Annotated in this window: 25 protein-coding genes and 2 pseudogenes; 12 read left to right on the top strand and 15 right to left on the bottom strand. The window is 72.0% G+C overall.

What is annotated here, in order from left to right; translation table 11 throughout:
* Positions 1–10: 10 nt before the first annotated feature.
* From ACF1GV_RS32830 to mftA, 10 genes are all read right to left on the bottom strand, one after another.
* On the bottom strand, positions 11–574 hold the full coding sequence (locus tag ACF1GV_RS32830) for an adenylate kinase (RefSeq protein ID WP_391688113.1): 564 nt from the start codon (positions 572–574) through the stop codon (positions 11–13).
* Between the two features lie 72 nt (positions 575–646).
* Positions 647–1,321, bottom strand: a complete 675-nt coding sequence (locus ACF1GV_RS32825; RefSeq protein ID WP_391688110.1) for an SDR family NAD(P)-dependent oxidoreductase — start codon at positions 1,319–1,321, stop codon at positions 647–649.
* A 26-nt stretch (positions 1,322–1,347) separates the two neighbouring features.
* Positions 1,348–3,276 (bottom strand): acetate--CoA ligase, encoded by a 1,929-nt coding sequence (gene acs, locus ACF1GV_RS32820; RefSeq protein ID WP_391688108.1) that lies wholly within the window; start codon positions 3,274–3,276, stop codon positions 1,348–1,350.
* Between the two features lie 124 nt (positions 3,277–3,400).
* The gene (gene mftF, locus ACF1GV_RS32815) at positions 3,401–4,879 is read right to left on the bottom strand and encodes a mycofactocin biosynthesis glycosyltransferase MftF (protein WP_391688106.1); all 1,479 of its coding nucleotides are present in this window, start codon (positions 4,877–4,879) and stop codon (positions 3,401–3,403) included.
* A complete protein-coding gene (locus tag ACF1GV_RS32810) occupies positions 4,876–5,661 on the bottom strand; it encodes a mycofactocin-coupled SDR family oxidoreductase (RefSeq protein WP_391688103.1) in 786 nt (261 codons plus the stop codon). The genes mftF and ACF1GV_RS32810 overlap by 4 nt, the downstream gene beginning before the upstream one ends.
* Positions 5,658–6,512: a mycofactocin biosynthesis peptidyl-dipeptidase MftE gene (gene mftE, locus ACF1GV_RS32805; protein ID WP_391688100.1), complete on the bottom strand. Its 855-nt coding sequence runs from the start codon at positions 6,510–6,512 to the stop codon at positions 5,658–5,660. The genes ACF1GV_RS32810 and mftE overlap by 4 nt, the downstream gene beginning before the upstream one ends.
* A gap of 1 nt (position 6,513) precedes the next feature.
* Positions 6,514–7,689 carry a pre-mycofactocin synthase MftD gene (mftD, locus tag ACF1GV_RS32800; protein WP_391688097.1) on the bottom strand — a complete coding sequence of 392 codons (1,176 nt, stop codon included), beginning with the start codon at positions 7,687–7,689 and terminating at the stop codon, positions 6,514–6,516.
* Between the two features lie 59 nt (positions 7,690–7,748).
* Positions 7,749–8,972 carry a mycofactocin radical SAM maturase gene (mftC, locus tag ACF1GV_RS32795; RefSeq protein WP_391688095.1) on the bottom strand — a complete coding sequence of 408 codons (1,224 nt, stop codon included), beginning with the start codon at positions 8,970–8,972 and terminating at the stop codon, positions 7,749–7,751.
* A complete protein-coding gene (gene mftB, locus ACF1GV_RS32790; protein WP_391688092.1) occupies positions 8,972–9,262 on the bottom strand; it encodes a mycofactocin biosynthesis chaperone MftB in 291 nt (96 codons plus the stop codon). Before mftB ends, mftC begins: the two co-directional genes overlap by 1 nt.
* Before the next feature lie 8 nt (positions 9,263–9,270).
* A complete protein-coding gene (gene mftA, locus ACF1GV_RS32785; RefSeq protein ID WP_391688089.1) occupies positions 9,271–9,384 on the bottom strand; it encodes a mycofactocin precursor MftA in 114 nt (37 codons plus the stop codon).
* 390 nt (positions 9,385–9,774) lie between these two features.
* Here mftA and mdo point away from each other — a divergent pair, with 390 nt between their 5' ends.
* The 5 genes from mdo (at position 9,775) to ACF1GV_RS32760 (ending at position 15,602) form a co-directional block, all read left to right on the top strand.
* Entirely contained in the window at positions 9,775–11,067 is a 1,293-nt protein-coding gene (mdo, locus tag ACF1GV_RS32780) for an NDMA-dependent methanol dehydrogenase (protein WP_363262351.1), read from the top strand.
* Positions 11,068–11,143: 76 nt separating this feature from the next.
* A complete protein-coding gene (locus ACF1GV_RS32775) occupies positions 11,144–12,340 on the top strand; it encodes an AAA family ATPase (protein ID WP_391688086.1) in 1,197 nt (398 codons plus the stop codon).
* Positions 12,341–12,366: 26 nt separating this feature from the next.
* Positions 12,367–13,887, top strand: coding sequence for a VWA domain-containing protein (locus tag ACF1GV_RS32770; RefSeq protein WP_391688083.1), 1,521 nt, complete (start codon positions 12,367–12,369; stop codon positions 13,885–13,887).
* Positions 13,888–13,921: 34 nt separating this feature from the next.
* Complete coding sequence (gene mftM / locus ACF1GV_RS32765) at positions 13,922–14,848, top strand: mycofactocin oligosaccharide methyltransferase MftM (RefSeq protein WP_391688080.1); 927 nt, start codon at positions 13,922–13,924, stop codon at positions 14,846–14,848.
* Between the two features lie 100 nt (positions 14,849–14,948).
* Positions 14,949–15,602 carry a GPR1/FUN34/YaaH family transporter gene (locus ACF1GV_RS32760; RefSeq protein WP_391688078.1) on the top strand — a complete coding sequence of 218 codons (654 nt, stop codon included), beginning with the start codon at positions 14,949–14,951 and terminating at the stop codon, positions 15,600–15,602.
* A gap of 53 nt (positions 15,603–15,655) precedes the next feature.
* Here the strand turns inward: ACF1GV_RS32760 and ACF1GV_RS32755 are convergent, their stop codons facing one another.
* From ACF1GV_RS32755 to ACF1GV_RS32745, 3 genes are read right to left on the bottom strand one after another with little or no spacing between them, the layout of a single operon-like run.
* Complete coding sequence (locus ACF1GV_RS32755) at positions 15,656–16,321, bottom strand: response regulator (protein WP_391688075.1); 666 nt, start codon at positions 16,319–16,321, stop codon at positions 15,656–15,658.
* Entirely contained in the window at positions 16,311–17,684 is a 1,374-nt protein-coding gene (locus ACF1GV_RS32750; protein ID WP_391688072.1) for a sensor histidine kinase, read from the bottom strand. Before ACF1GV_RS32750 ends, ACF1GV_RS32755 begins: the two co-directional genes overlap by 11 nt.
* Positions 17,685–17,694: 10 nt before the next feature.
* The gene (locus tag ACF1GV_RS32745) at positions 17,695–18,969 is read right to left on the bottom strand and encodes an iron-containing alcohol dehydrogenase (RefSeq protein ID WP_391688069.1); all 1,275 of its coding nucleotides are present in this window, start codon (positions 18,967–18,969) and stop codon (positions 17,695–17,697) included.
* 225 nt (positions 18,970–19,194) lie between these two features.
* Here ACF1GV_RS32745 and ACF1GV_RS32740 point away from each other — a divergent pair, with 225 nt between their 5' ends.
* The 4 genes from ACF1GV_RS32740 (at position 19,195) to ACF1GV_RS32725 (ending at position 23,205) form a co-directional block, all read left to right on the top strand.
* Positions 19,195–20,433, top strand: coding sequence for a transcriptional regulator (locus ACF1GV_RS32740; protein ID WP_391688066.1), 1,239 nt, complete (start codon positions 19,195–19,197; stop codon positions 20,431–20,433).
* 125 nt (positions 20,434–20,558) lie between these two features.
* On the top strand, positions 20,559–22,076 hold the full coding sequence (gene adh / locus ACF1GV_RS32735) for an aldehyde dehydrogenase (RefSeq protein ID WP_391688063.1): 1,518 nt from the start codon (positions 20,559–20,561) through the stop codon (positions 22,074–22,076).
* Positions 22,076–22,480, top strand: coding sequence for a DUF779 domain-containing protein (locus tag ACF1GV_RS32730; protein WP_391688061.1), 405 nt, complete (start codon positions 22,076–22,078; stop codon positions 22,478–22,480). Before adh ends, ACF1GV_RS32730 begins: the two co-directional genes overlap by 1 nt.
* Positions 22,481–22,668: 188 nt before the next feature.
* A complete protein-coding gene (locus ACF1GV_RS32725) occupies positions 22,669–23,205 on the top strand; it encodes an ATP-binding protein (RefSeq protein WP_391688058.1) in 537 nt (178 codons plus the stop codon).
* 38 nt (positions 23,206–23,243) lie between these two features.
* Here ACF1GV_RS32725 and ACF1GV_RS32720 read toward each other — a convergent pair.
* A pseudogene (locus ACF1GV_RS32720) lies at positions 23,244–23,489 on the bottom strand (SDR family oxidoreductase); the annotation flags it as partial.
* A 6-nt stretch (positions 23,490–23,495) separates the two neighbouring features.
* Here ACF1GV_RS32720 and ACF1GV_RS32715 point away from each other — a divergent pair.
* Positions 23,496–23,717: an NAD(P)-binding domain-containing protein gene (locus tag ACF1GV_RS32715; RefSeq protein WP_391688056.1), complete on the top strand. Its 222-nt coding sequence runs from the start codon at positions 23,496–23,498 to the stop codon at positions 23,715–23,717.
* A 1,212-nt stretch (positions 23,718–24,929) separates the two neighbouring features.
* Here ACF1GV_RS32715 and ACF1GV_RS32710 read toward each other — a convergent pair.
* Positions 24,930–25,304, bottom strand: a complete 375-nt coding sequence (locus ACF1GV_RS32710) for a sulfurtransferase (RefSeq protein WP_391688053.1) — start codon at positions 25,302–25,304, stop codon at positions 24,930–24,932.
* Positions 25,305–25,486: 182 nt separating this feature from the next.
* Here ACF1GV_RS32710 and ACF1GV_RS32705 point away from each other — a divergent pair.
* Positions 25,487–26,166, top strand: a pseudogene (locus ACF1GV_RS32705) (IS5 family transposase); the annotation flags it as partial.
* A 58-nt stretch (positions 26,167–26,224) separates the two neighbouring features.
* On the top strand, positions 26,225–26,581 hold the full coding sequence (locus ACF1GV_RS32700) for a hypothetical protein (protein ID WP_391688050.1): 357 nt from the start codon (positions 26,225–26,227) through the stop codon (positions 26,579–26,581).
* Positions 26,582–26,666 lie beyond the last annotated feature (85 nt).

Genomic DNA, 26,666 nt, shown 5'->3' with positions numbered 1-26,666 from the left:
CCGCTGTCGGTCATCCGGCCCGTCGCTCGGCGTCCGACAGGCCTTCGACGGCCCGCGCCGTGATCTCCTCGACCGGGCCGACGGCGTCGACCGTCAGCAGGATGGCCTTGTAGTGGGCGAGGAGGGGTGCCGTCCGGCGGTGGTACACCCGCTGCCGGTGCCGGATGACCTCCTCGGTGTCGTCCGGGCGGCCACGGCCCAACAGGCGGGCCACGACGACCTCTTCGGGAGCGGTGAACTCCAGCACCGCGTCCAGCGCGGAGCCCGCGGCGCCCAGCATGGTGGCGAGTTCCCTCGCCTGCGGCACCGTGCGGGGGAATCCGTCGAGGAGGAAGCCGTGCCGGGCGTCCGGCTGCGCGAGCCGTTCCCGGACCATGCCGGACGTGACGTGGTCGGGGACGAGTTCGCCGGTGTCGAGGTAGTGCCGGGCCTCCCGTCCGAGCGGGGTGCGGCGCGTCACGTGTTCGCGGAAGAGGTCCCCGGTGGAGATGTGGGGGACGCCGAGCCGTTCGCTGAGCACGGCCGCCTGGGTGCCCTTGCCCGCTCCGGGAGGGCCGATGAGGACGAGTCGCATCAGTGCTGCGCACCTTTCATGTTCTTTGTCGGGTCTGCTCGTTGGTGACCGCGGCGTCGTCGTACGGCGCGGTCAGGCGGCATGGGAGGGGCAGGCGGGTTCCTCGCTGAGCACGAGCACCGGCCCGTGCGCGGCATTCGTCCGGCGGGTCAGGAGCTCGCACACCACCTCGGCCACGCCCGCCCGGTAGGCGTCCGGGCCCAGGGACGGGCTGGGCAGCAGGGTGTGGACGTCGATCCGGGGTGCCAGTTCGGCGGCCAGCCACTCGGTGAGCTCGGTCAGGCCGGCCAGGGCGACGTCCCGCGGCCCATCGCGTGGCGTGACCGCGACCACGTTGACCACCGAGCCGCCGTGCGCGGCCATCCAGCGCCGGTAGGCATGCTGCACGCAGGCCAGCGGCGTCATGAGGTCGCCGTACAGGACATCGCGCAGGGCCAGTGGGTCCAGTTGCATCAGCGGACCGGGCCGGGGGCGGGCCGCGACCACGTTCACCAGGTGGTCGAGGCGGCCGAGCCGTTCGACGACGGTGTCGACGGCCCGGCCCAGGCCGACGAGGTCGTCGCGGCCGCAGGGCAGCGCGAGCACCGCCGATCCGGGTGGCATCGCGAGGCGGACCTCGTCGGCACAGGGGCCGGCCAGGGCCACCCGGGCACCGTGCTCCAGGAGGCTTTCCGTCATGTCGGCGGCGAGGTCGCCCCCGCCGGTGACGAGCACGACCCGGTCGGTCGAGGTGCTGGTGGGTCCCATGTCCGGCTCCCCTCGTGGTGCGCCGGTCAGCCGGCCTGGGAGGAAGAGGCGTCGGGCAGACCGGCGTTGATCAGGTCCATCACCGAGGCGTCCGCGAGGGTGGTGACATCGCCGACCTCACGGTTCTCCGCGACGTCGCGCAGCAGCCGGCGCATGATCTTCCCGGAGCGGGTCTTGGGCAGCTCGGGGACGACCATGATCTGCCGGGGCTTGGCGATGGGACCGATCTCCTGGGCCACGTGCTCGCGCAGCGCACCGGTGACCTCGCCCGCTGACCACACCGTGCCGCCGCGCAGGATGACGAAGGCGACGATGGCCTGCCCGGTCGTCGCGTCGGACGCACCGACCACGGCGGCCTCGGCCACGGCGGGGTGGGACACGAGCGCGGACTCGACCTCGGCGGTGGAGATGCGGTGCCCGGAGACGTTCATGACGTCGTCGACCCGGCCGAGCAGCCAGATGTCGCCGTCCTCGTCATAGCGGGCGCCGTCACCGGCGAAGTAGTAGCCGCGATCCGCGAAACGGGACCAGTACGTCTCCCGGTACCGGGCGTCGTCGCCCCAGACGCCGCGCAGCATGGACGGCCACGGCTGGTCGAGGACCAGGTAGCCGCTCTCGCCCTTGCCGACCTCCACGCCCCGGTCGTCGACCACCTTGGCGGAGATCCCCGGCAGGGGGGTCTGCGCCGAACCGGGCTTCGCTGCCGGGCCGCCGGGCAGGGGCGCGATCATGACCGCTCCGGTCTCGGTCTGCCACCAGGTGTCCACCACCGGCGCCCGGTCGCCACCGATGTGCTTGCGGTACCAGCGCCACGCCTCGGGGTTGATGGGCTCGCCGACGCTGCCGAGCACCCTGATCGACGACAGGTCGTAGGGGGCCGGGATGCCCTCGCCCCACTTCATGAAGGTGCGGATGAGAGTGGGGGCCGTGTAGTAGACGGAGACCCCGTACTTCTCGATGATCTCGAAGTGCCGTCCCTCGTGCGGGGTGTTGGGCGTGCCCTCGTACATCACGGACGTCGTACGGTTGGCGAGCGGCCCGTACACGATGTACGAGTGCCCGGTGATCCAGCCGATGTCGGCCGTGCACCAGTAGACGTCGGTGTCGGGATCGAGGCCGAAGACCGTGCTGTGGGTGGAGGCGGCCTGGGTGAGGTAGCCGCCGGAGGTGTGCAGGATGCCCTTCGGCCTGCCGGTCGTACCCGAGGTGTAGAGGATGAACAGCGGGTGCTCGGCGTCGAAGTCCTCGGCGGTGTGCCGGTCGGACCGGGCGTCCACCACCTCGTGCCACCACAGGTCGCGGCCCTCGGTCCAGGGCACGTCGATGCCGGTGCGGCGGACCACCAGGACATGCTCGACGCAGTGCGTGGCCGCGGTCGCCTCGTCCGTGTTCGCCTTCATCGGCTCCGCCCTGCCCCGGCGGTACTGGCCGTCCGAGGTGATCAGCAGCCGGGCTTCGGCGTCCTCGATACGGGACTGGAGCGCGGCCGGGGAGAACCCGCCGAACACCACACTGTGCGGCAGCCCGAGCCGCGCGCAGGCCAGCATGGCGAACACGGCCTCGGGGATCATCGGCAGCTGGATAGCGACCCGGTCCCCGGCCCGCAGGCCCAGGGCGAGCAGGGCGTTGGCCGCCTTGCAGACCTCACGCCTCAGGTCTGCGTAGGTGATCGTGCGGGTGTCGCCCGGCTCGCCCTCCCAGTGGAAGGCGACCTGCTCGCCGTAGCCGGCCTCGACATGCCGGTCCACGCAGTTGTACGCCACGTTCAGCCGGCCTCCGGTGAACCAGCGGGCGTAGGGCGCGTCCGACCAGTCCAGCACCTGGTTCCACTCGGTGTCCCAGTGCAGCCGTCCCGCCTGCTCCGCCCAGAACGCCAGACGTTCGGCCCCGTCCGGCGGTACGGACGTGGTGCTCGGGCTCTCGGGGCGGACGCGGTCGTCGGAGCGCGCAGACATGTGGATCCTCCAGTGGGGTGTGGATGCCGGGGACGGGGCGGGTGCAGGGCGGTCCCGTCCGCGGGTGGCCACAGTGGCCGGACAGGGTTGGCGTGAGGTTGGCGGTGGCGGACGCGGCGTGCGGCTACGGGCGTGCGGCGGTCCAGCGGCTCACCGCGCGCAGGGCGAGGCGCGGCTTCAGCGGTGCCGCGGTCCCGCGGCGTACGGCGCCCTGCCAGACGCCCCAGCCGTAGGCCAGGTCGTCCAGGCGGCGCAGCACCGTGTACGCCGGCGCGGAGAGCGAGGTGCCCGAGCGGCGGTGGTCCACCAGCCCCTCGGCGACGGCCGCGGCGATCAGCAGGTGCCGGGCACGGCGGTCGACGGCGGCCGCGGCGACCGCGAGCGGCCAGTGGTGCCGGGTGGCACAGCGCAGGAGTTGTTCGGCGGTGCCGCGCAGCGCGGCGAGCGAGAGCAGGGCGCCGGCGCGGGCCGGGTGGTCGGCGTCGGGCATCCTGCGGGCCACGCGCAGCGCGGTCAGGCCCGTCAGGGCAGCCGCCAGTGCCGCCGGGGCCGGCCTGCCGCGCAGCAGCAGGGCACAGGCGGCCAGCGACCAGGGGGTCGCGTACAGCGGCGGCACCTGGCCGGGGTGACGCAGTGCCAGGTCGGCGGCACCGGTGCCGTATCCGGCCCGTTGGGCGAGCCAGCTGCGCAGGTCGGTGCGGTGCCGGTGGCCCACGCGGGCGGTGGGGACGTAGCGCAGCCGCCAGCCGGCCTGGTGCAGCCGCATGCACAGGTCGACGTCCTCGCCGACGCGCAGGGCCTCGTCGAAGCCGGGGCCGAGGGCCTCGCGGCGGACCACGACGGTCGCGCTGGGCACGTAGGAGAGCGCGGACACGGGCACGACCGGTCCTTCCGTCGCGCCCATGTCCAGCGGCGAGCGCAGTTCCTCGTACCGGTCGAGCAGCCCGGGATCGAGGACCGGCAGCGCGACCACCCGGGGTGCGGCGAGCGCCACCGCCGGGTCGGTGAACTGTGCCAGCAGCGGTGCCGGCCAGCCCGGTTCCGGCACCACGTCGGAGTCGCAGAACGCGACGTATGCGGTACGGGCGTGGCGCAGCCCGGTGTTCCGGGCCGCGGCCGGGCCCCGGTTGTACGGGTGGACCAGCAGCCGGGCACCGTGCCGGCGGGCCACCTCGGCCAGGGCGGCGGGGTCATCGGAGCCGTCGTCCACGACCAGCACGGGCAGCTCCGCCGTCGCCGGGTCGGCGCGCAGGGCGCTCAGCAGGTGGTCGAGCCGGCCGGCGCGGTCACGGACGGGGACCACGATCGTGGTGTCGGCGACCGGTACGGGGGCGGGGCGCGGGTGTACGAGCCCGGCGTCCAGGAGCCGCCGGGCGAGCGCCGCGCTCGTCGCGTCCGTGACGGTGAACCGGCCCTCGCCGAGCCGGCGGACCGCCGCGTCGGTCAGCCTGACCAGCCGCAGGGGTGAACCGCCGACCAGGAGCCGTCCGTCGCGGGACCGGTGGGTGCCGGGGGCGAGTTCGACCGTGAAACCGTGCGGCAGCGTGGTGTCGGACGGCGACGGCAGCCGCGCGGCGAGCGGATGCGGGCGCAGGAGTGTCATACGGTGAAGCCTCCGTCCGCGTGGAGTACGGAGCCGGTGACGGCGAAGGAGTCGGCCGAGCAGGCCCAGGTGACCACGGCGGCCACCTCCTCGGGTTCCAGGGGGCGTCCGGTGAGCTGCTGTTCGGCGAGCTTGTCGACGTCGGGCAGCTCGTAGAGGTCGGCCGTGGCGCGCAGCATGTCCGTGCGGGTCGAGCCGGGTGACACGGCGAGAGCGTTCACGCCGGTGTCGCGCAGGTCGCAGGCCAGGCCGCGGACCAGTCCGACCACGGCGTGCTTGGCGGCACAGTAGGCGCCGAGCCCCCACAGTCCGCGGTGTGCGGCGGCCGAGGCGAGGGCGACGAACCGGCCGGTGCGCGGCCGCGGCCTGCGCAGCAGGGCGGGTACGGCGGCGCGGGCGAGGTGGGCGACGCCCAGGACGTCCACGTCGAGCAGGGTCCGCCACTGCGCGTCGGTCTCTTCCCACACCGGGCCGCCGCCGAGCATGACGGCCGCCGCGGCCACGGCGGCGTCGAGACCGCCGAACTCGCGCTCGGCCACCTGTACGGCGGCCGCCAGGGCGTCCGGGTCGCGTACGTCCGCTCGGATCGTGCGCACCAGCGGGAACTCCCGTCCCAGGGCCTGAAGTTGCTCCGGGCAGGCCAGCGGGTAGGGCACGTCGGGGTCGTCCTCGCAGCGGTCCGCGGCGACGACGGCCCAGCCCTCGCGGGCCAGCCTGCGGACGGTCGCCGCCCCGATGCCCCGGGCGGCGCCCGTGACCACCGCGACCCTGGGGCCGGTCATCGCCCCGCTCCCGCCGGGGTGCCGACCGGCCTCAGTTCGGCCTGGCCGAGCCGACCCCGCCCGGAGACCCGCCAGGCCCGGATGTCGGCGGCGAGGCGGTCCGCCATGACGTCGAGGAGCCGCTCTCCCTCGCTCGCGCGGGCTCCGGCGGGGTCGCCCAGGACTCCGGACGGGCTGACCCCGCGGACGGATTCGCTGACCAGCCGGTCCATCAGCCGCTCGACGGGGTCGGTCGGCCCGGCGACCGCCCGCTCGCCCTGGACGGCCGAGCGCCGCAGCCGCAGCATCATCGAGGTCTCGGTGCGGCCCGCGTGGGCGTCCGAACCCGGTGGCAGACACGGCCACCAGGCGACGTCCCGGCTCTCGCCGCGCAGCCCGGTGACCGCGTCCGCCAGGCTCACCAGGTTGCCGCCGTGCCCGTTGACCACGAGCAGGCGGCCCGCCCAGCGCAGCATCGAGCGGCCGATCTCCGTGACGAGCAGGCGCAGCGCGTCGTGGCCGACGGACACCGTGCCGGGGAACCCCTCGTGCTCGCCGCTGGCCCCGTACGGCTGGGCCGGCGCGACCAGTACGTCCACCTCGCCCCGCAGCCGGCCGGCGGCCCGCGCGGCGACCGCCGCGGCCACGGCGGTGTCGGTGTCCAGGGGGAGGTGAGGGCCGTGCTGCTCGCAGGAGCCGAGGGGCAGCAGCACCAGGGGGCCGCGCTCGGCGAGGTCGGGCCAGGAGAGGTCGGCGAGCCGGGTCGCCGGACCGGTCGTCCCCCGCGGCTTCGTCGTGGCCGTCACCGGCGTACGGGCCACCGTCAGTCGCCGCGCATCGGCCCCCGCGGCCGGGGCGGGTTCGGCCGGCATCTCAGACCGCGCCCAGGGTGCGGGTGAATCCCGGCGGGATGACCAGGTCGTCGCGGCTCAGCTCGTGGACGGAGGAACGGCCGAGGCCCAGCAGGGCGGAGTCGATGCCGCCGCGCAGGATGTCGAGGACGTTCTCCACACCGGTCTGCCCGCCCGCGGCCAGGCCCCACAGGTAGGCGCGGCCGATCATCACGGCCTTCGCGCCGAGTGCCAGCGCCTTGACGACGTCGCTGCCCCGGCGGATACCGCTGTCCAGCAGGACCTCGACCTGATCGCCCACGGCGTCCGCGACGGCGGGCAGGGCGCGGATCGGGGCCGGGGTGCTGTCGAGGTTGTTCCCGCCGTGGTTGGAGACCGAGATCGCGCTGACGCCCGCGTCGACGGCCCGCAGCGCGTCGTCCACCCGGCAGATCCCCTTGAGCAGGAACGGCCCGTCCCACTGCTCGCGCAGCCAGCGCACGTCGTCCCAGGACGGGGGCGGGGTCTGCATCCACTCGCCGTAGGCGCCGAAGAAGGTGGGCGCGTCCCCGCCCGGGTCGGCGAGGTTCGGCGCCGTGAGGTCGGGGAGGCGACCGGACTTGAGGAAGTCCAGCAGCCAGCGCGGGCGCGTCACGGCCTCCGGGGCGAACCGTGCCATGGCCTTGAGGTCCAACCGCTCCGGGATCTTGGGGCTGCCCCAGTCGCGGCCGTGCGAGAAGGACCAGTCGAGGGTGACGATCAGCGCCTTCGCGCCGAAGGTGTAGGCGTGCTCGATGCGTTGCAGCATCGCGTCCTTGGAGCCCATCCAGTACATCTGGAAGAACGTCTGCGGGTTGGCGGCCACGACCTCTCTCAGCGGCTTGCTCGCGAAGGAGCTCAGCCCCATCGCCGTGCCGCGGGCGGCGGCCGCGCGGGCGACGGCGACCTCGCCGTCGGGGTGCACGGCCTGCACGCCGGTCGGGGAGATGATCACCGGGAGGGCGATCTGCTCGCCCAGGACCGTCGTCGACTGGTCCCGCTTGGCCGACAGCCCGGCCACATGGGGCGCGAAGCCCAGCTCGGCGAACGCCCTGGTGTTGTCGTCGTAGGAGGTGCCCTTCTCGGAACCGGCCAGCAGTGCGCTGTAGACCGACTTCGGCAGTCGTTTGCCGGCCCTTCGCTGGGCCTCGGCGACCGTCTCGAACCAGCCGCTCATCATGAATCTCCTTGTCCTGGTTCCTTGTTCGTCGTCGTGCGGGCGTGGTCAGGCGGGCATGATCACGCGGGCGGGTTCGCGGGCAGCCCGGCCAGCGGGCTCTCGTCGCAGAAGCGGTCCGGGCGGCTGGTCCGTACGGCGGGCATGCCCAGCGGGACCGTCCGGTGCGAGTGGTCGTTGCCCTGGCGCGGGAGCGCGTCCCGGTCCACGGCCGACAGCGCGGCGGCGCCATGGCCCTTGACGCACTCCGGGTCGGGGCCGTCCAGCGGAAGGCCGGTGAAGAACTTCGCCGCCATGCAGCCGCCCTGGCAGCTGTCGTAGGCGGGACAGCCCGAGCAGGCACCCCCGGTGGAGGGCCTGCGCAGCTCGGTGAAGAGCGCCGACTCCCGCCACACCTGGTCGAAGCCGCCAGGCGAGCGCACGTTGCCCGCCTTGAACGCGTCGTGGATGGCGAACGGGCAGGCGTACACGTCGCCGACCGGGTCGATCAGGCACACCACCCGTCCCGCCCCGCACAGGTTCAGCCCCGGTATCGGCTCCGAGCCGAGCGCGTTGAGGTGGAAGAAGGAGTCACCGGTGAGCACTCGCTCGCCGTGACCGACGAGCCAGGAGTAGAGGGCGTACTGCTGGTCGGCGGTGGGATGCAGGTCGTCCCACACGTCCGCGCCGCGCCCGGACGGCCTGAGCCGGGTGATGCGCAGCTGGGCGCCGTAGCGGTCGGCGATCGCGGCGAAGTCGTCGAGCTGGGAAATGTTCTGACGGGTCATCACCACCGAGATCTTGAAGTCCTGGAAGCCCGCCTCGGCGAGGTTCTCCATGGCCCGGATCGCCATGTCGTAGGAGCCGGGGCCGCGGACGGCGTCGTTGACCTCGCGGGTGGCGCCGTCCAGGGAGATCTGCACGTCGACGTAGTCGGTGGCGGCCAGCCGCCGGGCGCGTTCGGGGGTCAGGCGCAGCCCGTTGGTGGAGAACTTCACGCCGACCTGGTGGGCGATGGCGTAGTCCAGCAGTTCCCAGAAGTCGGGGCGGACCGTGGGTTCGCCGCCGCCGACGTTGACGTAGAAGACCTGCATGCGCTGGAGCTCGTCGATCACGGACTTGATCTCGTCCGTGGACAGCTCCAGCGGGTCGCGCCGTCCGGAGGAGGACAGGCAGTGCGCGCAGGACAGGTTGCACGCATAGGTCCATTCCCAGGTCAGGCAGATCGGGGCGTGCAGCCCGCCCTTGAACTGCTCGACGAGGGCGGGCACGCGCTCGGTGGGTGGGGGGTCGTGAAGGGTAGTCATCACCGCGCTCCGGTTCCACTGCGCTGGGGAATGATCATGTCGGCGGCGGCCAGGGAGGCCAGCGCGCGCAGGAAGGCGCCCCGCCGGGCGTCGGGCACGCCGGCAAGGGCGTCCCCGACGCTGGGGTGGCGGCCGAGCTCCCGGACCAGTTCGACGAGTTCCGGCGCCTTCAGGAAGGACAGCCGGCGGTTGCCGAAGTGGTAGGCGAGCGCCCCGAACGGCTCGGGGCGCAGTGCGACGGAGGGGTTCAGCCGGTAGGGGTGTGCCACGTCGAACGCCGGGGACGTCATGGCGGGCCCTAGTAGACGCCGCACATGCCGTCGATCGAGACCTCTTCGACGAGGACCTCCTCGACGAGCTCGTCGGCGGCGTTGACGGTGTCCTTCTCGAAGCCGAGCTGTTCCTCGTTCACGGCATACCTCCTGAAGGGAAAGGGGATGGGTGCGGCCGGCTCCGCCCCGCGGTGACCGGGCCGCTCTCGACGCTACGGCCGCCTCCCCGCGCCGCTCGCCCTGCTTCCGGCCGCCCTCACCCTGTCCGGTCGGACAGGTGTGCCCGCGCCGGGGCCGGTGCCGGCCGGTGCCCCGTCCGATCGGTCAGGTCGCACCCTCTCCGTCCGGCGCCGCGCTGCCGTCCGAGCGGCCGGTGTCGCCCCGCGCCGCGTTCCCGGAGGGTGAGTCACGCCACCAACTCCGGCACGTCCGTGCTCCACCCCGGACATCAGCGCCGCCGGCCCGCGGGCCAGGGGGAGCACTCGACGCAGGACGCGCGGCCCACCCGCGCGGAGAGGACAGTCGCGATCATGCAGGTCGAAGAACTTCTCAAGCCGTTCCCGATCAAGGAGTTCCACCCCTTCCCCCGGGCGCTGATGGGCCCGGGCGCACATGAGCTGATCGGTCCTGAGGCCAAGAAGCTGGGATTCAGGCGCACGCTGGTGATGACCACCGGTCTGCGCGGCAGTGACACCGTGCACAAGATCGTCGAGTCGTTGAAGTACCACGGGCTCGAAGTCGTCCTCTACGACAAGGTCGAGTCGAACCCCAAGGACTACAACGTCATGGACGCCGTGGCGCTGTACCAGGAGAACAAGTGCGACTCGTTCGTGTCGATCGGCGGCGGCTCGTCGCACGACGCGTGCAAGGGCGCCCGCATCTCCGTCGCCCACGACGGGCGCAGCGTCAACGACTTCGAGGGCTTCAACAAGTCCGAGAACCCGAAGAACCCGCCGCACATCGCCGTCTCCACCACGGCCGGCACCGGTTCGGAGACCTCGTGGGCGTACGTCATCACCGACACGACCACCGACCCGGACAACCCGCACAAGTACGTCGCCTTCGACGACGCCTCCGTGGCCAGCCTCGCCATCGACGACCCGACGCTCTACTACGACTGCCCGCTCGACTACACCGCGCAGTGCGGCTTCGACGTCCTCGCCCACGCCTCCGAGCCGTACGTCTCCCGGCTCGACTTCCAGCCGTCGCTGGGCAACGCGCTGCACGCCATCCGGCTCACCGCCCGCCATCTGCGCCAGGCGGTGTGGAACGGCCAGGACCTGGCCGGACGTGAGGGCATGATGTACGCCCAGTACATCGCGGCGCAGGCGTTCAACTCCGGTGGCCTGGGCATCATCCACTCCATCTCGCACGCCGTCAGCGCCTTCTACGACACCCACCACGGGCTCAACAACGCCATCGCGCTGCCCCGTGTCTGGGCGTTCAACATGCCGGCCCACTACGAGCGGTTCGCCGACATCGCGGAGGCGATGGGCGTGGACACGCACGGCATGACGAAGGTGCAGGCCGCCGAGGCCGCCCTCGCCGCGGGCATCCGGCTGCTGCGCGACGTCGGCATCCCGGAGAAGTTCACCGATGTCGAGCAGAACACCTACTCCAAGAACCGCCTCGGGCAGGGCCCGACGAAGTTCTACGAGCAGGCCAAGGTGATCAAGGGTGACGCGGCCGACGTGGACCGCATCACCCACCACGTCCTCGGCGACGCCTGCACCCCGGGCAACGCCAAGGAGTGCACGTTCGACACCGTCCGGCCCGTCGTCGACCACTGCATGAACGGCGACCTGGACGACCTGCTCGGCTGAGTACCTCATGCCCGGGAGCGGGGGGTCGCACCGTGGGAGGTCACCCCCCGCTCCCGCCCCACCGGACGGAGACACCGTGCCCGCCACACCCGACAACCCCGCGTTCGGCTCGGTCGAGGACGTCGCCGAGCGGTTCGCCGCCCACGGCTACATCGCCGACCGGCGTCTCGCCACCACCGTGTTCCTGCAGACCCGACTCGACAAGCCGCTGCTGCTCGAAGGCCCGGCCGGCGTCGGCAAGACCGAGCTGGCCAAGGCACTGGCCGCCGCCACCGGCCGCCGGCTGCTGCGCCTGCAGTGCTACGAGGGCCAGGACGAGAGCCGCGCCCTGTACGAGTGGGACTACGGCAAGCAGCTGCTGTACACCCAGATGCTCCGGGACAAGATCGGCGACCTCACGGCCGACACCCCCGACCTGGCCTCCGCCGTGCTCCGGATCGAGGAGCAGGACAGTGTCTTCTTCTCCGACCGGTTCCTCGCACCCCGCCCGCTGCTGGACGCCGTGCGCGGCGAGCAGCCAGCCGTCCTGCTGATCGACGAGGTCGACCGGGCGGACGAGGCCCTGGAGGCGGTGCTCCTGGAGTGCCTGGCCGAGTACCAGGTGTCGGTTCCGGAGATCGGCACATACACCGCGAAGGTCCCCCCGTACGTCGTCCTGACCTCCAACAACACCCGTGACCTGTCGGCCGCGCTGAAGCGCCGCTGCCTTCACCTCTTCCTCGACTACCCGGACGCGGAGCGGGAGTTGGAGATCGTGCGGTCCAAGGACACCGGACTGCCGGAGGCCGCGGCACGCCATCTGGTGGACGTCGTGCGGGGCCTGCGCGAGCTGCCGCTGCGCAAGAGCCCGAGCATCTCGGAGACCGTCGACTGGGCCCGCACCCTCGCCGTGCTGGGCGTCGACGAACTCGCCCCCGCGGTCCTCGCCGACACCGCCAACGTCGTCCTCAAGTACGAGCGGGACCTGCACCGCGCGCTGGAGGTGCTGCCGCGCCTGGCCGACCCCAACCGCACGCTGCCCGAACCCGGCCACCACCACGGGCACCCGCACCACAGCGGCCACCAGCACGCCGATCACCACCACGACCACGGCGACCACGGTGACCACGGCGATGTGGACGGCCGTGCGGTCCGGGCCGCCATGGACCTGCAGGGCCGGCACGACGAGAACTACTACGGCGCGCCCGGCGCCGGGCCCACGCACCGCACCGCCCCCGGCGCCGGCCAGGGCGCCCGCTCGTTCGCCGCCATCGCGCGGCGCCGCACCGACTGAACCCGGAGGCGTGCATGGAAGCCGGTGTGCACCGATTCGTCCGCGTGCTGCGCCTGTTCGGCCTGCGGGTCTCCGTGTCGGAGGCCATGGACGCGATGCGCGGGGCGGCCCAGCCCGGCGTGCTCGGCGAGCGCGAGACCCTGCGTGAGGCGCTGCGCATGACGCTGGTGAAGGACCGCCGCGACCACCCGTTGTTCGACGACCTGTTCACCGCGTTCTTCTCGCTGCGCCCGGTGGACGGCGGCACCGACGGCCACGGGCACGGTCATGCGCACGACGACCTGTCCGACACGGGTGAGCTGGAGTCGTACACCGTCTCCGACGAGCCCTCCGAGACCCCGCAGCAGGGCCACAGCCACGGCAAGCCGTCCGACATCCGCGACTTCTTCGACCAGCAGGACCTGGCCCAGCAGTACAACCTGCACCAGGAGGCCAACAAGATCGACCTCGCGTCGATGACCGACGAGATCGTCCTGTCCAAGGACGGCGCGCGCGGCACGCGCGACGACAGCCCGTCCGTCCAGCTGGAGACCGAGCGGCTGCACGGCGCCGGGATCCCCGGACGGCTCGCTCCGGCGGCCGGGCAGCCGATCGACACGACCCTGACCGTCGCCCAGCAGGACGCCCTGCTCGGCCGGCTCGCGCAGGAGGACGATGCCGGCGACCAGGAACTCGACTCACTGCGACGGCAGTTGGCGGGTGTCATCGAGAACCTGCCCGAACTTCTGCAACGGCATCTCGACCGGCTGGCGGAACTGCAGTCGGTGGCTGTCGAGTCCGCCCGGATCGCCGAACGCGCCCGCCTCGAAGCGGTCGACGAGGAGGAACGCGGGCAACTGGAGGAGGCGCTGCGCCGGGTGGGCCGCTCCGTGCAGGGCGCCCTGACCAGCCGCAAGCGCAACACCCCGGCGGGCCGGGTCCATCCGGGCCGCACCATGCGCCGCAACATGCGCTACGACGGCGTGCCGTTCCGGCCCGTCACCGTCACCCGCGCCGAGGACAGACCGCGACTGCTGGTCCTCGCCGACGTCTCCCTGTCCGTGCGGGCCACCGCCCGTTTCACCCTGCACCTGGTGCACGGGCTGCAGTCCCTGTTCGGGCAGGTCCGCAGTTACGCCTTCGTCGACGAACCCACCGAGATCACCGAGCTGTTCGCCGAGCACCCGCTGGAGCGGGCGCTGGGGCTGGTCTTCGACGGGCTGCCGGCCGGCGGTCTGCTGGACGTGGACACCACCTCCGACTACGGCCGGACGTTCGAGACGCTGCTGACCGAGCACTCCCCGGCGCTGGGCCGCCGTACCACCCTCCTGGTGCTCGGCGACGGCCGCGGCAACGGCAACCCGCCGCGGACCGATGCCTTCGCGGAGATCACCCGCCGGGTGCGCCGGACCATCTGGCTGACCCCGGAGCCGCGTTACTCCTGGTGCCTGGGCGCCTGTGACCTGCCCCGCTACGCCGAGTACTGCGACCGCGTGCAGGTGGTCGCCGACCTCGCGGGACTGGAGCGCACCGCCCTGCGGATGGCTGGGGAGGCGACCGGCCGATGAACACCACCGCACACCGTCAGGGGGAACCGTCACCGTGAGTGTCCCGAGTCTGCGCAGCGCGATCGCCGCGCGCCGCATCGACCCGTTGGCGCCGAGCGCGCCCGGCCTGTACGCCGATCACCTGGTGCGCGTGGTCCGCGACAGCCCCGGCGCCGGCAGCGGGAGTGCCGAGCCCATCGTCCGCACCGAGCACTTCACCCTGCGCCGCCGCGGCCGCCGCGTCGAGCTGGGCCACTCGCTGCTCCCCGAGCAGCTGGACAACGATCTGGCCGGACTGCTCGCCGATGAGCTGTTCGCCCCCGGATGGCTGTCCGGCAGCGACGTCTTCGAGCGGGTCTTCACCGGGGTGGTCCGCTCCTGCGTGGACGGCCCCCTGCCCGCCTGGACCACCTTCTACGACAACACCCTGGCCCGCATCCAGAAGTACTGGCAGGCCCCCGAGCCGGCCGAGCACTCGTCGATCGCCGGGTTCGCCCCCGTCTACCGGCGCACCCTCGACCTGGTCCCCCCGGGAGCCGTGCTGGACCTCGGCTCCTGCTTCGGCTTCCTGCCGCTGCTGCTGGCCGGGCGGGAGCGGCAGACGGTGATCGCCTCCGACCTGTCCCCGGGCACCATGCGCCTGCTGGGCATGGTGGCCCGGGCCCGGGGCCTCGCGCTCGACGCGCTGGTCTGCGACGCGTCCCGGGTGCCGCTGCCCGACGGCTCGGTGGACACCGTCACCGTCATCCACGTCCTGGAGCACCTGGACCCCGAGCACGGCGACGCCGTCGTAGCGGAAGCGCTGCGGCTGGCCCGGTGCCGGGTGGTGGTGGCCGTGCCGTACGAGGACGAGCCGACCGCCGCCTACGGGCACGTCCGGTGCTTCTCCCCCGACCAGCTCGCCGGCCTGGGCCGCCGCACCGGCCACCGGTTCCGCGTCGACGCCTTCCACGGCGGCTGGCTGGTCGTCGACGCCGGCTGAGCGGAAATCGCCGGCTGACCGGAAGACCCCGGCTGAGCGGAAGACCCCCACGAACTGCGCCGACCCGAAGAAGAAACACCGCAACGCAAAGGAGCGTTCCATGGCCCTCTCGGAAACGGACGCGGCGGGTTCCGCCGCCGCACCGCACGCGGAATCCCGGCCGCAGGCCAAGCCGCAACCGCTGGACGGGGATCCGGCGCTGATCGGCGTGCCCACGTTCATCGTGGGTTCGATCGCCCTCGGTCTCACCTTGGTCGGCTATGTGCCGGCGGGCACCGCCGGAGCACCGGTCGCGATCATCCTCGCGGCCACGGCGCTCGGCCAGCTGATCGCCGCGGTCTGGGCGGCCGCGCTCGGGCAGAGCGCCGTCGCGGCGATCTTCGGTGTCTTCACCGGGTTCTGGCTCAGCTACGCGGTCCTGGTGCTCGGGCTCACCCACGGCTGGTTCGCCATCGCCGAGGCCGCCGCGATCAGGACCCAGGCACTGTTCCTGATCTCCTGGCTGGTCACCATCGTGCTGCTGACCGTGGGCACGCTACGGCTGCCGGCCGCCTTCACCGTGCTGTTCACGCTGATCGACCTGGCCCTCGCGCTGGTGCTGTGCGCCACCCTGAAGGGTTCCGGCACGCTGCAGACGGCGGGCGGCTACGCCGTCTTCGCCTTTGTCGCGGTCGGGTTCTACCTCTTCCTGCACGTGACCTCGCTGGCCACCGGAGGCCGCGGGCTGCCGCTCGGGCGCCCGGCCGTGTGCTGACGACCTGAGTAAGGGAGCGGGGAGCGCCGGCGGGCGGTCCCCGCTCCCTGCCGTCAGATGACGCCCGACTTGCTGGCCTCGTACACGACTTCCGCCCTGCTCCCCGCGTCCATCTTGCGCATGATGTTGCGGACGTGGAACTTCACCGTGGTCTCCGAGATGTACAGCTCGGCGCCGATCTCCCGGTTGCTCAGCCCGCGGGCGAGCAGCTGGAGGACCCTCAGCTCCCGCTCGGTGAACTTCGGCCGCTCGGGCTGCACGCGCATCGAGCGCACCATCGCAGCGGCCGCGTGCGAGTCGAAGGCGCTCTCGTTACGGGCCACCGCGCGGATGGAACGCAGCAGTTCGGTGGTGTCCACGTCCTTGACGACGTAACCGCGCGCACCGTGCTGGATCGCCTCCACGACCAGCGAGTCGTCGAGGAACGTGGTGAGCACCAGCACCGCCAGGTCCGGGTGGCGCCGCGTCAGCTTGGCGCACAGGTCCAGGCCCTCGGTGTCGGCCGCCGTGGACAGCTTCAGGTCGAGCAGCACGATCGCCGGACGCGTCCGCTCGACGACGGCGTCGGCCTCGGCGGCCGTACTCGCCTCGCCGACCACCTCCAGGTCGCTCTCGCGTTCCAGGATCGACCTCAGTCCGTGCCGGACGATCGCGTGGTCGTCGACCAGCACGATCCGCAGGACCTGTGCGGGCGCCTCGGCCCGCTGTTCAGTCGTCATCGCCGCCTCCCGAGCGCTTCACCGGCAGCGGGACGTCGACCCGCAGCAGGACGCCTCCCATCCCCGACCGGCGGATGGACAGCCGGCCGCCGAGCTCCTCCGCACGGGCGACCATGTTCGCCAGCCCGCGGTGGCGTCCGGCGAGATCGGTGGCCCGGGACATCCGCAGGGCCCGGCGCAGTTGCGCCGGGTCGCCGCCGCCGTCGTCGGACACCGTCAGCACCACCGTCTGCGGCTGATACCGCAGCCGGACCAGCGCCCGGCCGGCCTTGCCGTGGGTGGCGGAGTTGAACAGGGCCTCGCCGGTGATCCGGAGGATCGACCGCTCGGCCTCGGGCGGCAGCGGCTCCGGCCGGCCCGCCACCTGCACCCGTACGTCCAGGTCCGTGGGCAGGTGCACCGTGGACAGCCGTTCCAGCAGCACCGGGAGCGGCCCGGCCGGCTCCTGCGAGGTGTGGTGGAGCGCGTAGATCGCGGCGCGCAGCCGCTCCACGGCCTGCCGGTTGAGGTCCTTGGCGTCGGCGAGCCGCTCGGCGATCCCGGCGGCCTCACCGCCCAGGCCCGCCAGCTCGGCCCGGCACACCTCCACCGTCATCCCCGCGCTGAGTACGTACTGGGAGACGCTGTCGTGCAGTTCGCGCGCGATGCGGCGCCGTTCGTCGTCCAGCGCCTGCCGCTGCATCGCGTCGAGCAGCCGCGCCTGGGTCTCGGCCAGCTCGGCGCTGCGCGCGGCCAGGTCCCGGGCCTGCCGCTCCGCCGCCTCGGACAGCTCCTCGGCGCGTCCGCGCAGGGTCGTCGCCGCGTGAAACAGGAACGTGTGGTGCAGCGCCACGGCCGCCTGGTTGGCGAGGACGCGCAGAATGGCCAGGTCGGTGTCGGCGACCTCGACACCGGCGCCTGGCTGTGCGGCGATCCCGCCGACCGGTTCGTCGTCCAAGGTCATCGGCGCGCGCACCCAGCCCTGGCCCCGGAAGGGCTCCTGGGCCTCCCAGGGGCGGGTGCGCAGCAGCCGAAGGTGCTCGCGCACCTCGGCGGGTATGCGGGTCTCGTCGTCGATGAACACGTCGTCGGTGTACAGCAGGAAGCGCGGCCGGGCGGCGCGCAGCGCGCCGTCGGCGACGGCCAGCAGCAGCCAGCGGGCGCGCAAGTGCTCGGCGGCGGTCCGTACGACGGCCTCGACCAGGGCGCGCGGCCCCTCCGCCGTACGCACCAGGGCGCGGGAGATCCCGTCGAGCGCCTCCACCGTCCGCTCCAGCCGCTCGGTGGAGCGTACGTACGCGGGGTAGAACGAGCGCTTGCCGGACCTCAGTCCGGTGAGCACTCCCAAGTCGGCGGCCTGCGACGAGCGTTCGGGGTCGTACACGTGGATCGCCTCACAGAGCCTCGCGGAACAGTGTCTCCACGTCCCGCACGTCGACGTCCCGGGGGTTGGTCGCCATGCAGGCGTCCTTGAGCGTCGTGCGGGCCAGCACCGGCAGGTCGCGCTCCGCGACCCCGAGACTGGCCAGCCCCTTCGGGACGCCGACGTCGTCCGCCAGCGCGCGCACCAGATCCGCGAGCTGTTCGGCCACCTCGTGCGACGGCACACCGGCGACCGGAAGCCCGGCCGCCGCGCCCAGCGCGACGAAACGCTCCGGCCATGTCTCGGCGTTGAAGCGGATGACGTGCGGCAGGAGCACACCGTTCACCACACCGTGCGGGGCGTCCAGCAGGCCGCCGACCTGGTGGCTCATGGCGTGCGTCGCGCCGAGGATGGCGTTGGTGAAGGCCATGCCCGCTTCCAGGGAAGCCTGGGCCATGGCGAGACGGGCGCCGAAGTCCCTGGGACGGACCTGGGTGCGCACCAGGTTCGCGGTGATCAGCTCGACGGCGTGCAGGGCGTGGATGTCCGTCAGCGGGTTGTGCGCCCGGGACACGAACGCCTCGATGGCGTGCGTCAGGGCGTCCAGGCCGGTGGCCGCGTTGAGCCAGTCCGGCATGGTGGTCAGCAACCGCGGGTCGATCACCGAGATCTCGGGGACCAGGGTGCGGCTCACAATGGTGATCTTGATGTGGTGGGAGGTGTCGGTGACCACGGCGAACTGGGAGACGTCCGCCCCGGTGCCCGACGTCGAGGGCACCATCACGGTCGGCGGGATGGGCTGAACCACCTGGTCCACGCCCTCGTAGTCGAGGATGTGCCCGCCATTGCCCGACAGGATCGCCACGCCCTTGGCCGCGTCGATGACGGAGCCGCCGCCGACTCCCACGATGACGTCGCAGCCGCTGGCCGCGTAGCGTTCGAAGCCGGCCTGAATCTCGACGTCCTTGGGGTTGGGCGTCACATCGCTCCACACCACGGGGCGCAGCCCGACCCGGCGCAGGTGGCCCACCGCCTCGTCCGCCCAGCCCGCCTCCATCAGCCCGGGATCGGTGACCAGGAAGGGGCGGCGACCGCCGAGGCGGAGCGCGCAGTGCCCGAGCTCCGCGAGTGAACCGGGCCCGAACACCACCTCCGGCACATGGAACTTGGCGAGCCGGGCGGACTGCCGTACGGCGTCCGTGCTGGTCCGCTGCGGCCCCAGCAGCTCGCCCTGGCACTCGTCACGGCTCCAGTCCGCACTCGGATCGTTACCGCCCGCCACCATGACATCCGACCTGGCCGACATGCGACCTCCCAAGGGCGTCGAGCCCGCAACGCACAGGCAACCTTGATTTTACTGCCCGGTTGGCCGATAACACTGTTCTCAGACCGAAGACCACGCTAGGCGCGCGCGCCCGGATGCGGCACCTGTCCGATCGGACAGGGTGGACGGACCGGTCGGGGGGTTGTGCCGGCTCGGTCCCCGGGGACAATAATCGGTCGTCCCCGTTCGACGGCAGGGGAAATGCAGATGTCACAGAGCAGTGACCTCCGGCGGCGCAAGGCAACGCTGGAGAGCGAGTGGTCCCGCCTGGTGCCACAGATGCGGACCGCAGGGTCGCGGCCGTGCGGTGCCGAGGCACTGCGCCAGGACGTGACCGAGTCCTGGGTGCGCTCGCTGAGCAGCGTCGACCCGGGCCGGGACAGTGCGCCGGTCAGCGACGAGGGCGCGGTCCACCACCGCTGGATCGGCTCACCGCTGCGCCGGCCGGTCGACGACCTCGCCGACGAGCTGCGCAGCATCGCGGAGGACGCCGGGTTCGTCACCGCGGTCACCGACGAGTCCGGCACCATCCTGTGGACGTGCGGCGGGCGCACCATGCGCCGGCGGGCCGAGCGCGTCAACTTCGCGCCCGGCGGTCGGTGGGACGAGCAGGCCATGGGCACCAACGCCCTCTCCCTCGCGCTGCGCACCGGCCGCCCCCACTCCGTGTTCTCGGCCGAACACCTGGTGACGGCCCTGCACGGATGGGTCTGCTACTGCGCACCCGTCCACGGGCCGGACGGGCGCGTCCTCGGGGTGCTCGACATGTCCACCACCTGGGACCGTTCGAACCCCCTCGCCATGTCCACCGTGCGCTCCCTGGTGGCCACCGTCGAGGCCCGGCTGCGGACCGAGCCGCAGCTGATTCCCCGTACGAACCCCGACCCCGTGAGCCTCACCTGCCTCGGTGCCGAACAGGCCGTACGCAACGGCACCCCCCTTCAGCTGCGGCCCCGGCAGCTGGAGATCCTGACCCTGCTCGCGCTGGAGCCGGACGGATACGCGCCCGAGCGGCTGCGCGAGGCCGTGTACGGGGACCGGGCGGTCACCGCGTCCACGTTCAAGGCGGAGATCTCCCATCTGCGCCGCGCCCTGGACGGCGGGGTCACCACCCGCCGTTACGCGCTGACCACGCCGGTGTCCTGCGACGCCGCCGACGTGCTGCGCGCGCTGCGGAACGGGGACGCGGACACCGCCCTGCGCCTGTACCGCGGCCCCCTGCTGCCCCGTTCCGAGGCACCGGGCATCGAGGAGTGGCGCACCCACCTGGAGGTGGCGGTGCGCGAGGCGGTACTCGCCAGCGCCCGTCCCGAGCACGCGCTGCGGTACGGCGAACGGGTCCCGTACGACGTGGAGGTGCACGAGCACGCGCTGCGTCTGCTCGACCCGCGCGACACCCGCCGCGCCCTCGCGGCCGGCCGCCTCACCTCGGCGCTGCGCCACTGACACCCGGCCCGGCGCCGGGCGCGTACGGCGCCAACCTCGCGCCAACCTCGGGACCCCACAGTGAACCGCATCACGACGGCGTGGGCCGTCGGACCGCACTCACCATCCCCCCGAGGAGAGCCGCCATGGTGTACGCGCAGCCGGGAACGGACGGCAGCATCGTCAGCTTCGCCCCGCGATACGACAACTTCATCGGTGGCGACTGGGTCGCCCCCGTGGAGGGCCGGTACTTCGAGAACACGACGCCGGTGACCGGCAAGACCTTCTGCGAGGTGGCCCGCTCCTCCGCCGCCGACGTCGAACTCGCCCTGGACGCGGCCCACTCGGCCGCCGAGAAGTGGGGCCGCACCTCCACGACCGAGCGGGCGAACATCCTGAACCGGATCGCCGACCGCCTCGAGGCGAACCTGGAGAAGATCGCCGTCGCGGAGAGCTGGGAGAACGGCAAGCCGGTGCGCGAGACGCTGGCCGCCGACATCCCGCTCGCGATCGACCACTTCCGCTACTTCGCCGGCGTGGTGCGCGCCCAGGAGGGCAGCATCGCGGAGATCGACGCGGACACGGTCGCCTACCACTTCCACGAGCCGCTCGGCGTGGTCGGCCAGATCATTCCGTGGAACTTCCCCATCCTGATGGCCGCATGGAAGCTCGCCCCGGCCCTCGCCGCCGGAAACTGCGTCATCATCAAGCCCGCCGAGCAGACCCCGGCCAGCCTGCTGTACGTCGTCGACCTGATCGCCGACCTGCTCCCGCCCGGCGTGCTCAACGTCGTCAACGGCTTCGGCGTCGAGGCCGGCAAGCCCCTCGCCTCCAGCCCGCGCATCGCCAAGGTCGCCTTCACCGGCGAGACCACGACCGGCCGGCTGATCATGCAGTACGCGAGCGAGAACATCATCCCGGTCACCCTGGAGCTGGGCGGCAAGAGCCCGAACATCTTCCTGCCCGACGTCATGGCCGCCGACGACGACTTCCTGGACAAGGCCGTCGAGGGCTTCGTGATGTTCGCCCTCAACCAGGGCGAGGTGTGCACCTGCCCCTCCCGCGCCCTGATCCACTCCTCCATCTACGACGAGTTCATGGCCCGCTGCGTGGAGCGCACCAAGGCCATCGTCAGCGGCGACCCGCTGGACCCGGCGACCATGATCGGCGCCCAGGCCAGCAACGACCAGTACGAGAAGATCCTGTCCTACATCGACATCGGCAGGCAGGAGGGCGCCGAACTCCTCACCGGCGGCAACCCCCGCGCCGTGGCCGGTCTGGAGGGCGGCTACTACATCGAGCCGACCATCTTCCGCGGCACCAACGACATGCGGATCTTCCAGGAGGAGATCTTCGGCCCGGTGGTGTCGGTGACGACGTACGACTCCGTCGACGAGGCCCTGAAGATCGCCAACGACACGCTGTACGGCCTCGGCGCCGGCGTGTGGACCCGGGACGGCAACACCGCCTACCGCCTGGGCCGCGAGATCAAGGCCGGCCGCGTCTGGACGAACTGCTACCACGCCTACCCGGCCCACGCGGCCTTCGGCGGCTACAAGAAGTCCGGCATCGGCCGCGAGAACCACAAGATGATGCTCGACCACTACCAGCAGACCAAGAACCTGCTGGTCAGCTACTCCGGCCAGAAGCTCGGGTTCTTCTGATGAACGCCCGCACCAGGCGCGTCGAGCTGACACCGGCCGCCGAGGACCTGGTGCGGCGGCTCACCGGGACGCACGGGCCGGTGATGTTCCACCAGTCCGGTGGCTGCTGCGACGGCAGCGCGCCCATGTGCTACCCGCGCGGCGAGTTCCGGGTCGGCGCCCAGGACGTGCTCCTCGGCCGGGTCGCCGGTGACACCCCCTTCTGGATGAGCGCCGACCAGTACGCGTACTGGCGGCACACCCACCTCACCGTCGACGTGGTTCCGGGCCGGGGCAGCGGCTTCTCCCTCGAAGCACCCGAGGGCGTGCGCTTCCTGCTCCGCTCCCGGGTCCTCACCGACGAGGAGTGGGAGCGCATCGAGGCGGAACCGCCCCTGCCGACCGGGGCGGAGACGACGGGATGACCCGACGCGTCGACGCGCCAGGCCACCCGGCAGCCACCGCATCCACGCAGGCGGTGGCGGGGATGGGCCGGACAGCAGGGTGCCCGGCCCCCTTCCGTCACGGTTGCCCCGGCACCTCGTGACGTCACGACATACGAGAGGGCCGTCGAGCACCGCGTTCCTCTACAAGCCGGCCACGGGGACCGACCATGAGCACCAGAGTTCTTCCCGACACCACACATCCAAGCGCCGTAGGAGGCAACCCCACCCCGGCCGGGGCGGGACGTCCCGGCGCCTGCTCCGATACCACTTTCGCCCGGATAGGGGCGGCTCCTCCCCGCGGCACACGGGCCGCCCCCGCCCGCCGTGCGGTCCTGGCGCTTCCCGCCGAGGCCCGCTGGGTCCCGGTGGCGCGCCGCATCGTCACAGCGGCCCTGGCTCACTGGCATCTGCCGCCCCCCGCCCTGGCAGCCGCCGAACTCGTCGTCGGTGAACTCGCCGCCAACGCCGCCGAGCACGGTCACCGCGACATGACGATTCATCTGTCTCTCGGCGCCGGGACACTGCGGATCTCCGTGACGGACGCCGGCAGCCCGGCCGGGTCACGACGCCCGCATGACGACGATCCCGACGAGCACGGCCGGGGTCTCACCATCGTCGAACACTTGACCAGTGAGGTTCGCGTCCTCCAGAGCCCCGTCGGCCGCCGGGTCAGCGTGCTCATTCCTACGGCCCTTGCCCACTGACCCGTGGTAAGGACCACCGCGTTGGCGGTCGACGAGCCCCGCGTGCCGCCGTTTACCAGCAGGTCGGTGCCCGTGACCCAGTCCGCCGAGTCCGACACAAGCCACTGCACTGCCCTCGCCACGTCGTCCAGCCCTCCGATGCGGGCCAGCGGCAGGCCGGCCGCTGTCTCCTCCTCTCCCGGCTTCCACACGAACCGTGCCCCCTCGGTGCGTACGAGGCCGGGTGAGACCGAGTTGCCACGGACTCCCGGGCCCAGCTCGCCCGCGAGCTGCTCGATGAAGTGTGTGCGATGGGCGAGGTTGCAGTCATCGGCCTGGGCGGGATGGGGCGGGCGATGGCGCGCAATCCGGTGCGGGCAGGCCATGAGACCGCGGTGTGGAACCGTTCAGCGGGGCCTGCGGAAGAGCTCGCGGAGGCCGGCGCCCTCCGCGTCGCATCCGTCGCGGAGGCACCCCAGTGCCCGGTGGTGTTACCGGTCCCGGACCCGTCGACTCCGGATACGGATCGATGATCGCGCTGTTCGCAGATACCGGCCGGCTGGGTTCACCACGGCACTCGGGCGCAGGGATCTCCACCTCGCCCTGGAGGCAACAGCCGGTCAAGCGGTCTCCCTGCCGTTCGGTGGACTGCTCAGAGGCCTGTTCGACCTGGCGACCGCCGACGGCCGCGCAACGGACGATGGCCCCCAGAGAAGGTCTGGTTGTCCGGAAGGATCACGATGAAGGGCGGCGGCTCGGGCGGGGTGTCCGCCACGGCTACGCGGCCTTCCTGGCCCCTCGCCGTCCCCGTGGCCGAGGGCGTGCCTGAGCTTGGAACGGGCATCGGGGCGTGCGGGCCCGGCGACCTCGTTCCAGAACGGGTGCGTGACGATCAGGGCGGCGAGGTCGCGTTCCCGCTCCCGCAGCGCGGCGACGTGGTTCTGCTCCTGCTCCGACCAGCCCGGCGAGTCGGGGTAGGCCGGGACGCGGCGAGCCAGTAGCCGTCGGGGCGCTGCCAGGCTTCCCTGGGTTCCACGGAGTACGGCAACGTCTTGACCAGGGAGTTGAGGCTGGCGCGCACCTCGTTTAGACGCCATCCGCTTATCGATCACGGGGTTGGTCTGGTCGAACAGGGTTCCTGATCGGGTGATCGCGCGAGAGTCTGCGCATGACAGCAGGGCCTCTTGGTAGCTCGGGGGTGCGAACCAAACCAAGCGCCAGGAGGCCTGTTGCCGCAGTCCTTCGCGCTCGCGTGCGTGGAGTCCAACCCGTCGTCCCCATCGTGTGACTGCCTCGCGCACAGATGGCCGCCAGCCGGATGGCGCGCGGCTCTGACGGCCGCGGGATTCCCCGGCACAGCGCTCAACTGGTCACCGCCGGAACATTTCCGGCCACCGCCGGTGGGCGGCGGCCCGGCGGCGCCGCTGCTCGGAGCCGCCCTGCTGACGTTGATCGAGGAACTCCCAGTCTGGGCCCGGACGACCCGCGACCCACACGCCACATCGGTGCATCTGGTCGCTACCATCTGGCCGCTCCGCCAGCGGACGGCGAACCGGCCGCTGGCGGCCGTGGCCGCCCGGTTGGCGCTCGCGCAGGCCGACGAACTCGACGGCGACGAGGAAGCGGCGCCGGCCCAGGTCCTTCGGACGGCCTCGTGGAGGGGGAGGACCTGGCGGTCGCGGGTGGAGCATGCCTGCGTGGTCTGGGGCTGTCTCATCGCAGGCGGGATGGTCTGGCGGAGCGGCTCAAGGCCGACTTGTGGTGCCGGTCTCGACCGGGCGTGTGTCGTCGCGGGCATAGGCGGACCAGCCCCCTACGAAGAGACGGCCGCGTCCCAGGCCGGTGTGCTCGAGGGTCAGGAGGTTGTGGCATGCGGTCACACCCGAGCCGCAGTACGAGGCGACATTGCCGGCGTGGTGGACGCCGGCGGCGGCGAAGTTCGCGCGGATGCGGTCCGGCGGCAGCAGTCGACCCTGGGCGTCGAGGTTCTCACGGCATGGCGCGTTGACCGCTCCGGGCACGTGTCCGGGGCGTGGGTCGACGGGGTCCTGGCGGCCTTCGAAGCGGTCGCGGTTGCGGGCGTCCACCGGTAGTACGTCAGGGTCGGTCAAGTCCTCCATGCGTATGAGGGCTTCTTCAGACCATGGACGGACGGAGAAGTGGGCCCGGGGCCTGAGGGGTTCCTGCGTGCTCAGCTTTCCTTCGCCCAGGCCGCCGTTGAGAACGGATGCCGCCCTGCCTGTCACCCTCAGCATCCACACCAGCCGTGCTGCGATGACCCCGCCCGCATCGTCGTAGGCGCGTCTACGTCCTGGTCAGCGGCTGCGCTTGGCGCCAACTGCCACCCTGCTTCGGCATATCGAAGTCGACGGCTCACCGCCGGTTCCTAATCTGGTCGAGAGCCGGTGTCTGGGGCCGCCTCCACGAGGCCGTGCTGCACCGGCTGGACGACGCTGGCCTCATCGACGTCACCCGAGTCGTCCTCGACACCGCCCACGTCAGGGCAAAAAAGGGGGCGAACACACAGGTCCGAGCCCCGTGGACCGCGGCAAGCCGGGCTCCAAGATGCACATCCTGTCGGACGCGAACGGACTGCCCCTCCTCGTCGGCCTCTCGGCCGGCAACACCCACGACAGCGAAGGGCTCAAGCCCATGATCGAGGGTCACCAAACGAGACACGACCCCCATCGCGGCCGGTACTTCAAGCCCCAGCGCCTCCACGCCGACAAAGCCTACGACCGCGCCGACCTGCGCAGATGGCTGCGATGGAAGCGCATCGGCGTGCGCATCGCCCGCAAAGGGATCGAGTCCAGCGAACGATTAGGGCGACGCCGGTGGGTCATCGAGCGGACGATGTCCTGGCTGTCCGGCTACCGACGACTCAGCCCACGCTACGAACGCAATCCCCGCAACTACCTGGCCTTTCTCGGACTCGCGGCCGCCCTCTGCTGCTACGAGCGACTCGTCCGCCTCACCACGTAGGACACGGTCTAAGACGTCGTTTCTTATGGCTGTCAGAGTGGCATGAGAGCCTCCTGGCATGAGCTACGACCTTGCTGTCTGGGAAGGCGATAGGCCAGCGGATGACAAGACCGCTGCCCGGGTCTTCAACGACTTGTACGACCGCTACATCGACAGCGAGGTGGAAGAGCCTCCATCCGAACGCATAGCGACCTACGTGGCTGCGCTGCTCGAGCGGTGGTGCGACCTCACCGAGGACGAGGAGGACACCTCGCCCTGGTCAACCGGGCCGTTGATCGGCGAAGCCAGTGGTCCGCTGATCTACTTCCCCATGCGTTGGAGCATGGCCGAGGAGGCGTCCGCCTACGCGGCGGCCGTGGCGGAGTCCATGGGGCTGGTCTGCTTCGACGTACAGCAGAACCGGCTCAGGCCGTGAGGAAAGCCGCCAGTCGGCGGTAGCTGATGAGGGCTGCGGCTATGCCGACGAAGGCGAGGAAGTGTTCAGCCTTGCGTTCATAGCG

Origin of the sequence: Streptomyces sp. NPDC014006 (genome assembly GCF_043088925.1) — a bacterium.
Classification (GTDB): Bacteria; Actinomycetota; Actinomycetes; order Streptomycetales; family Streptomycetaceae; genus Streptomyces.
The sequence above is the reverse complement of the archived record's forward strand: the minus strand, read 5'-3'. Positions and strand labels throughout refer to the sequence as shown.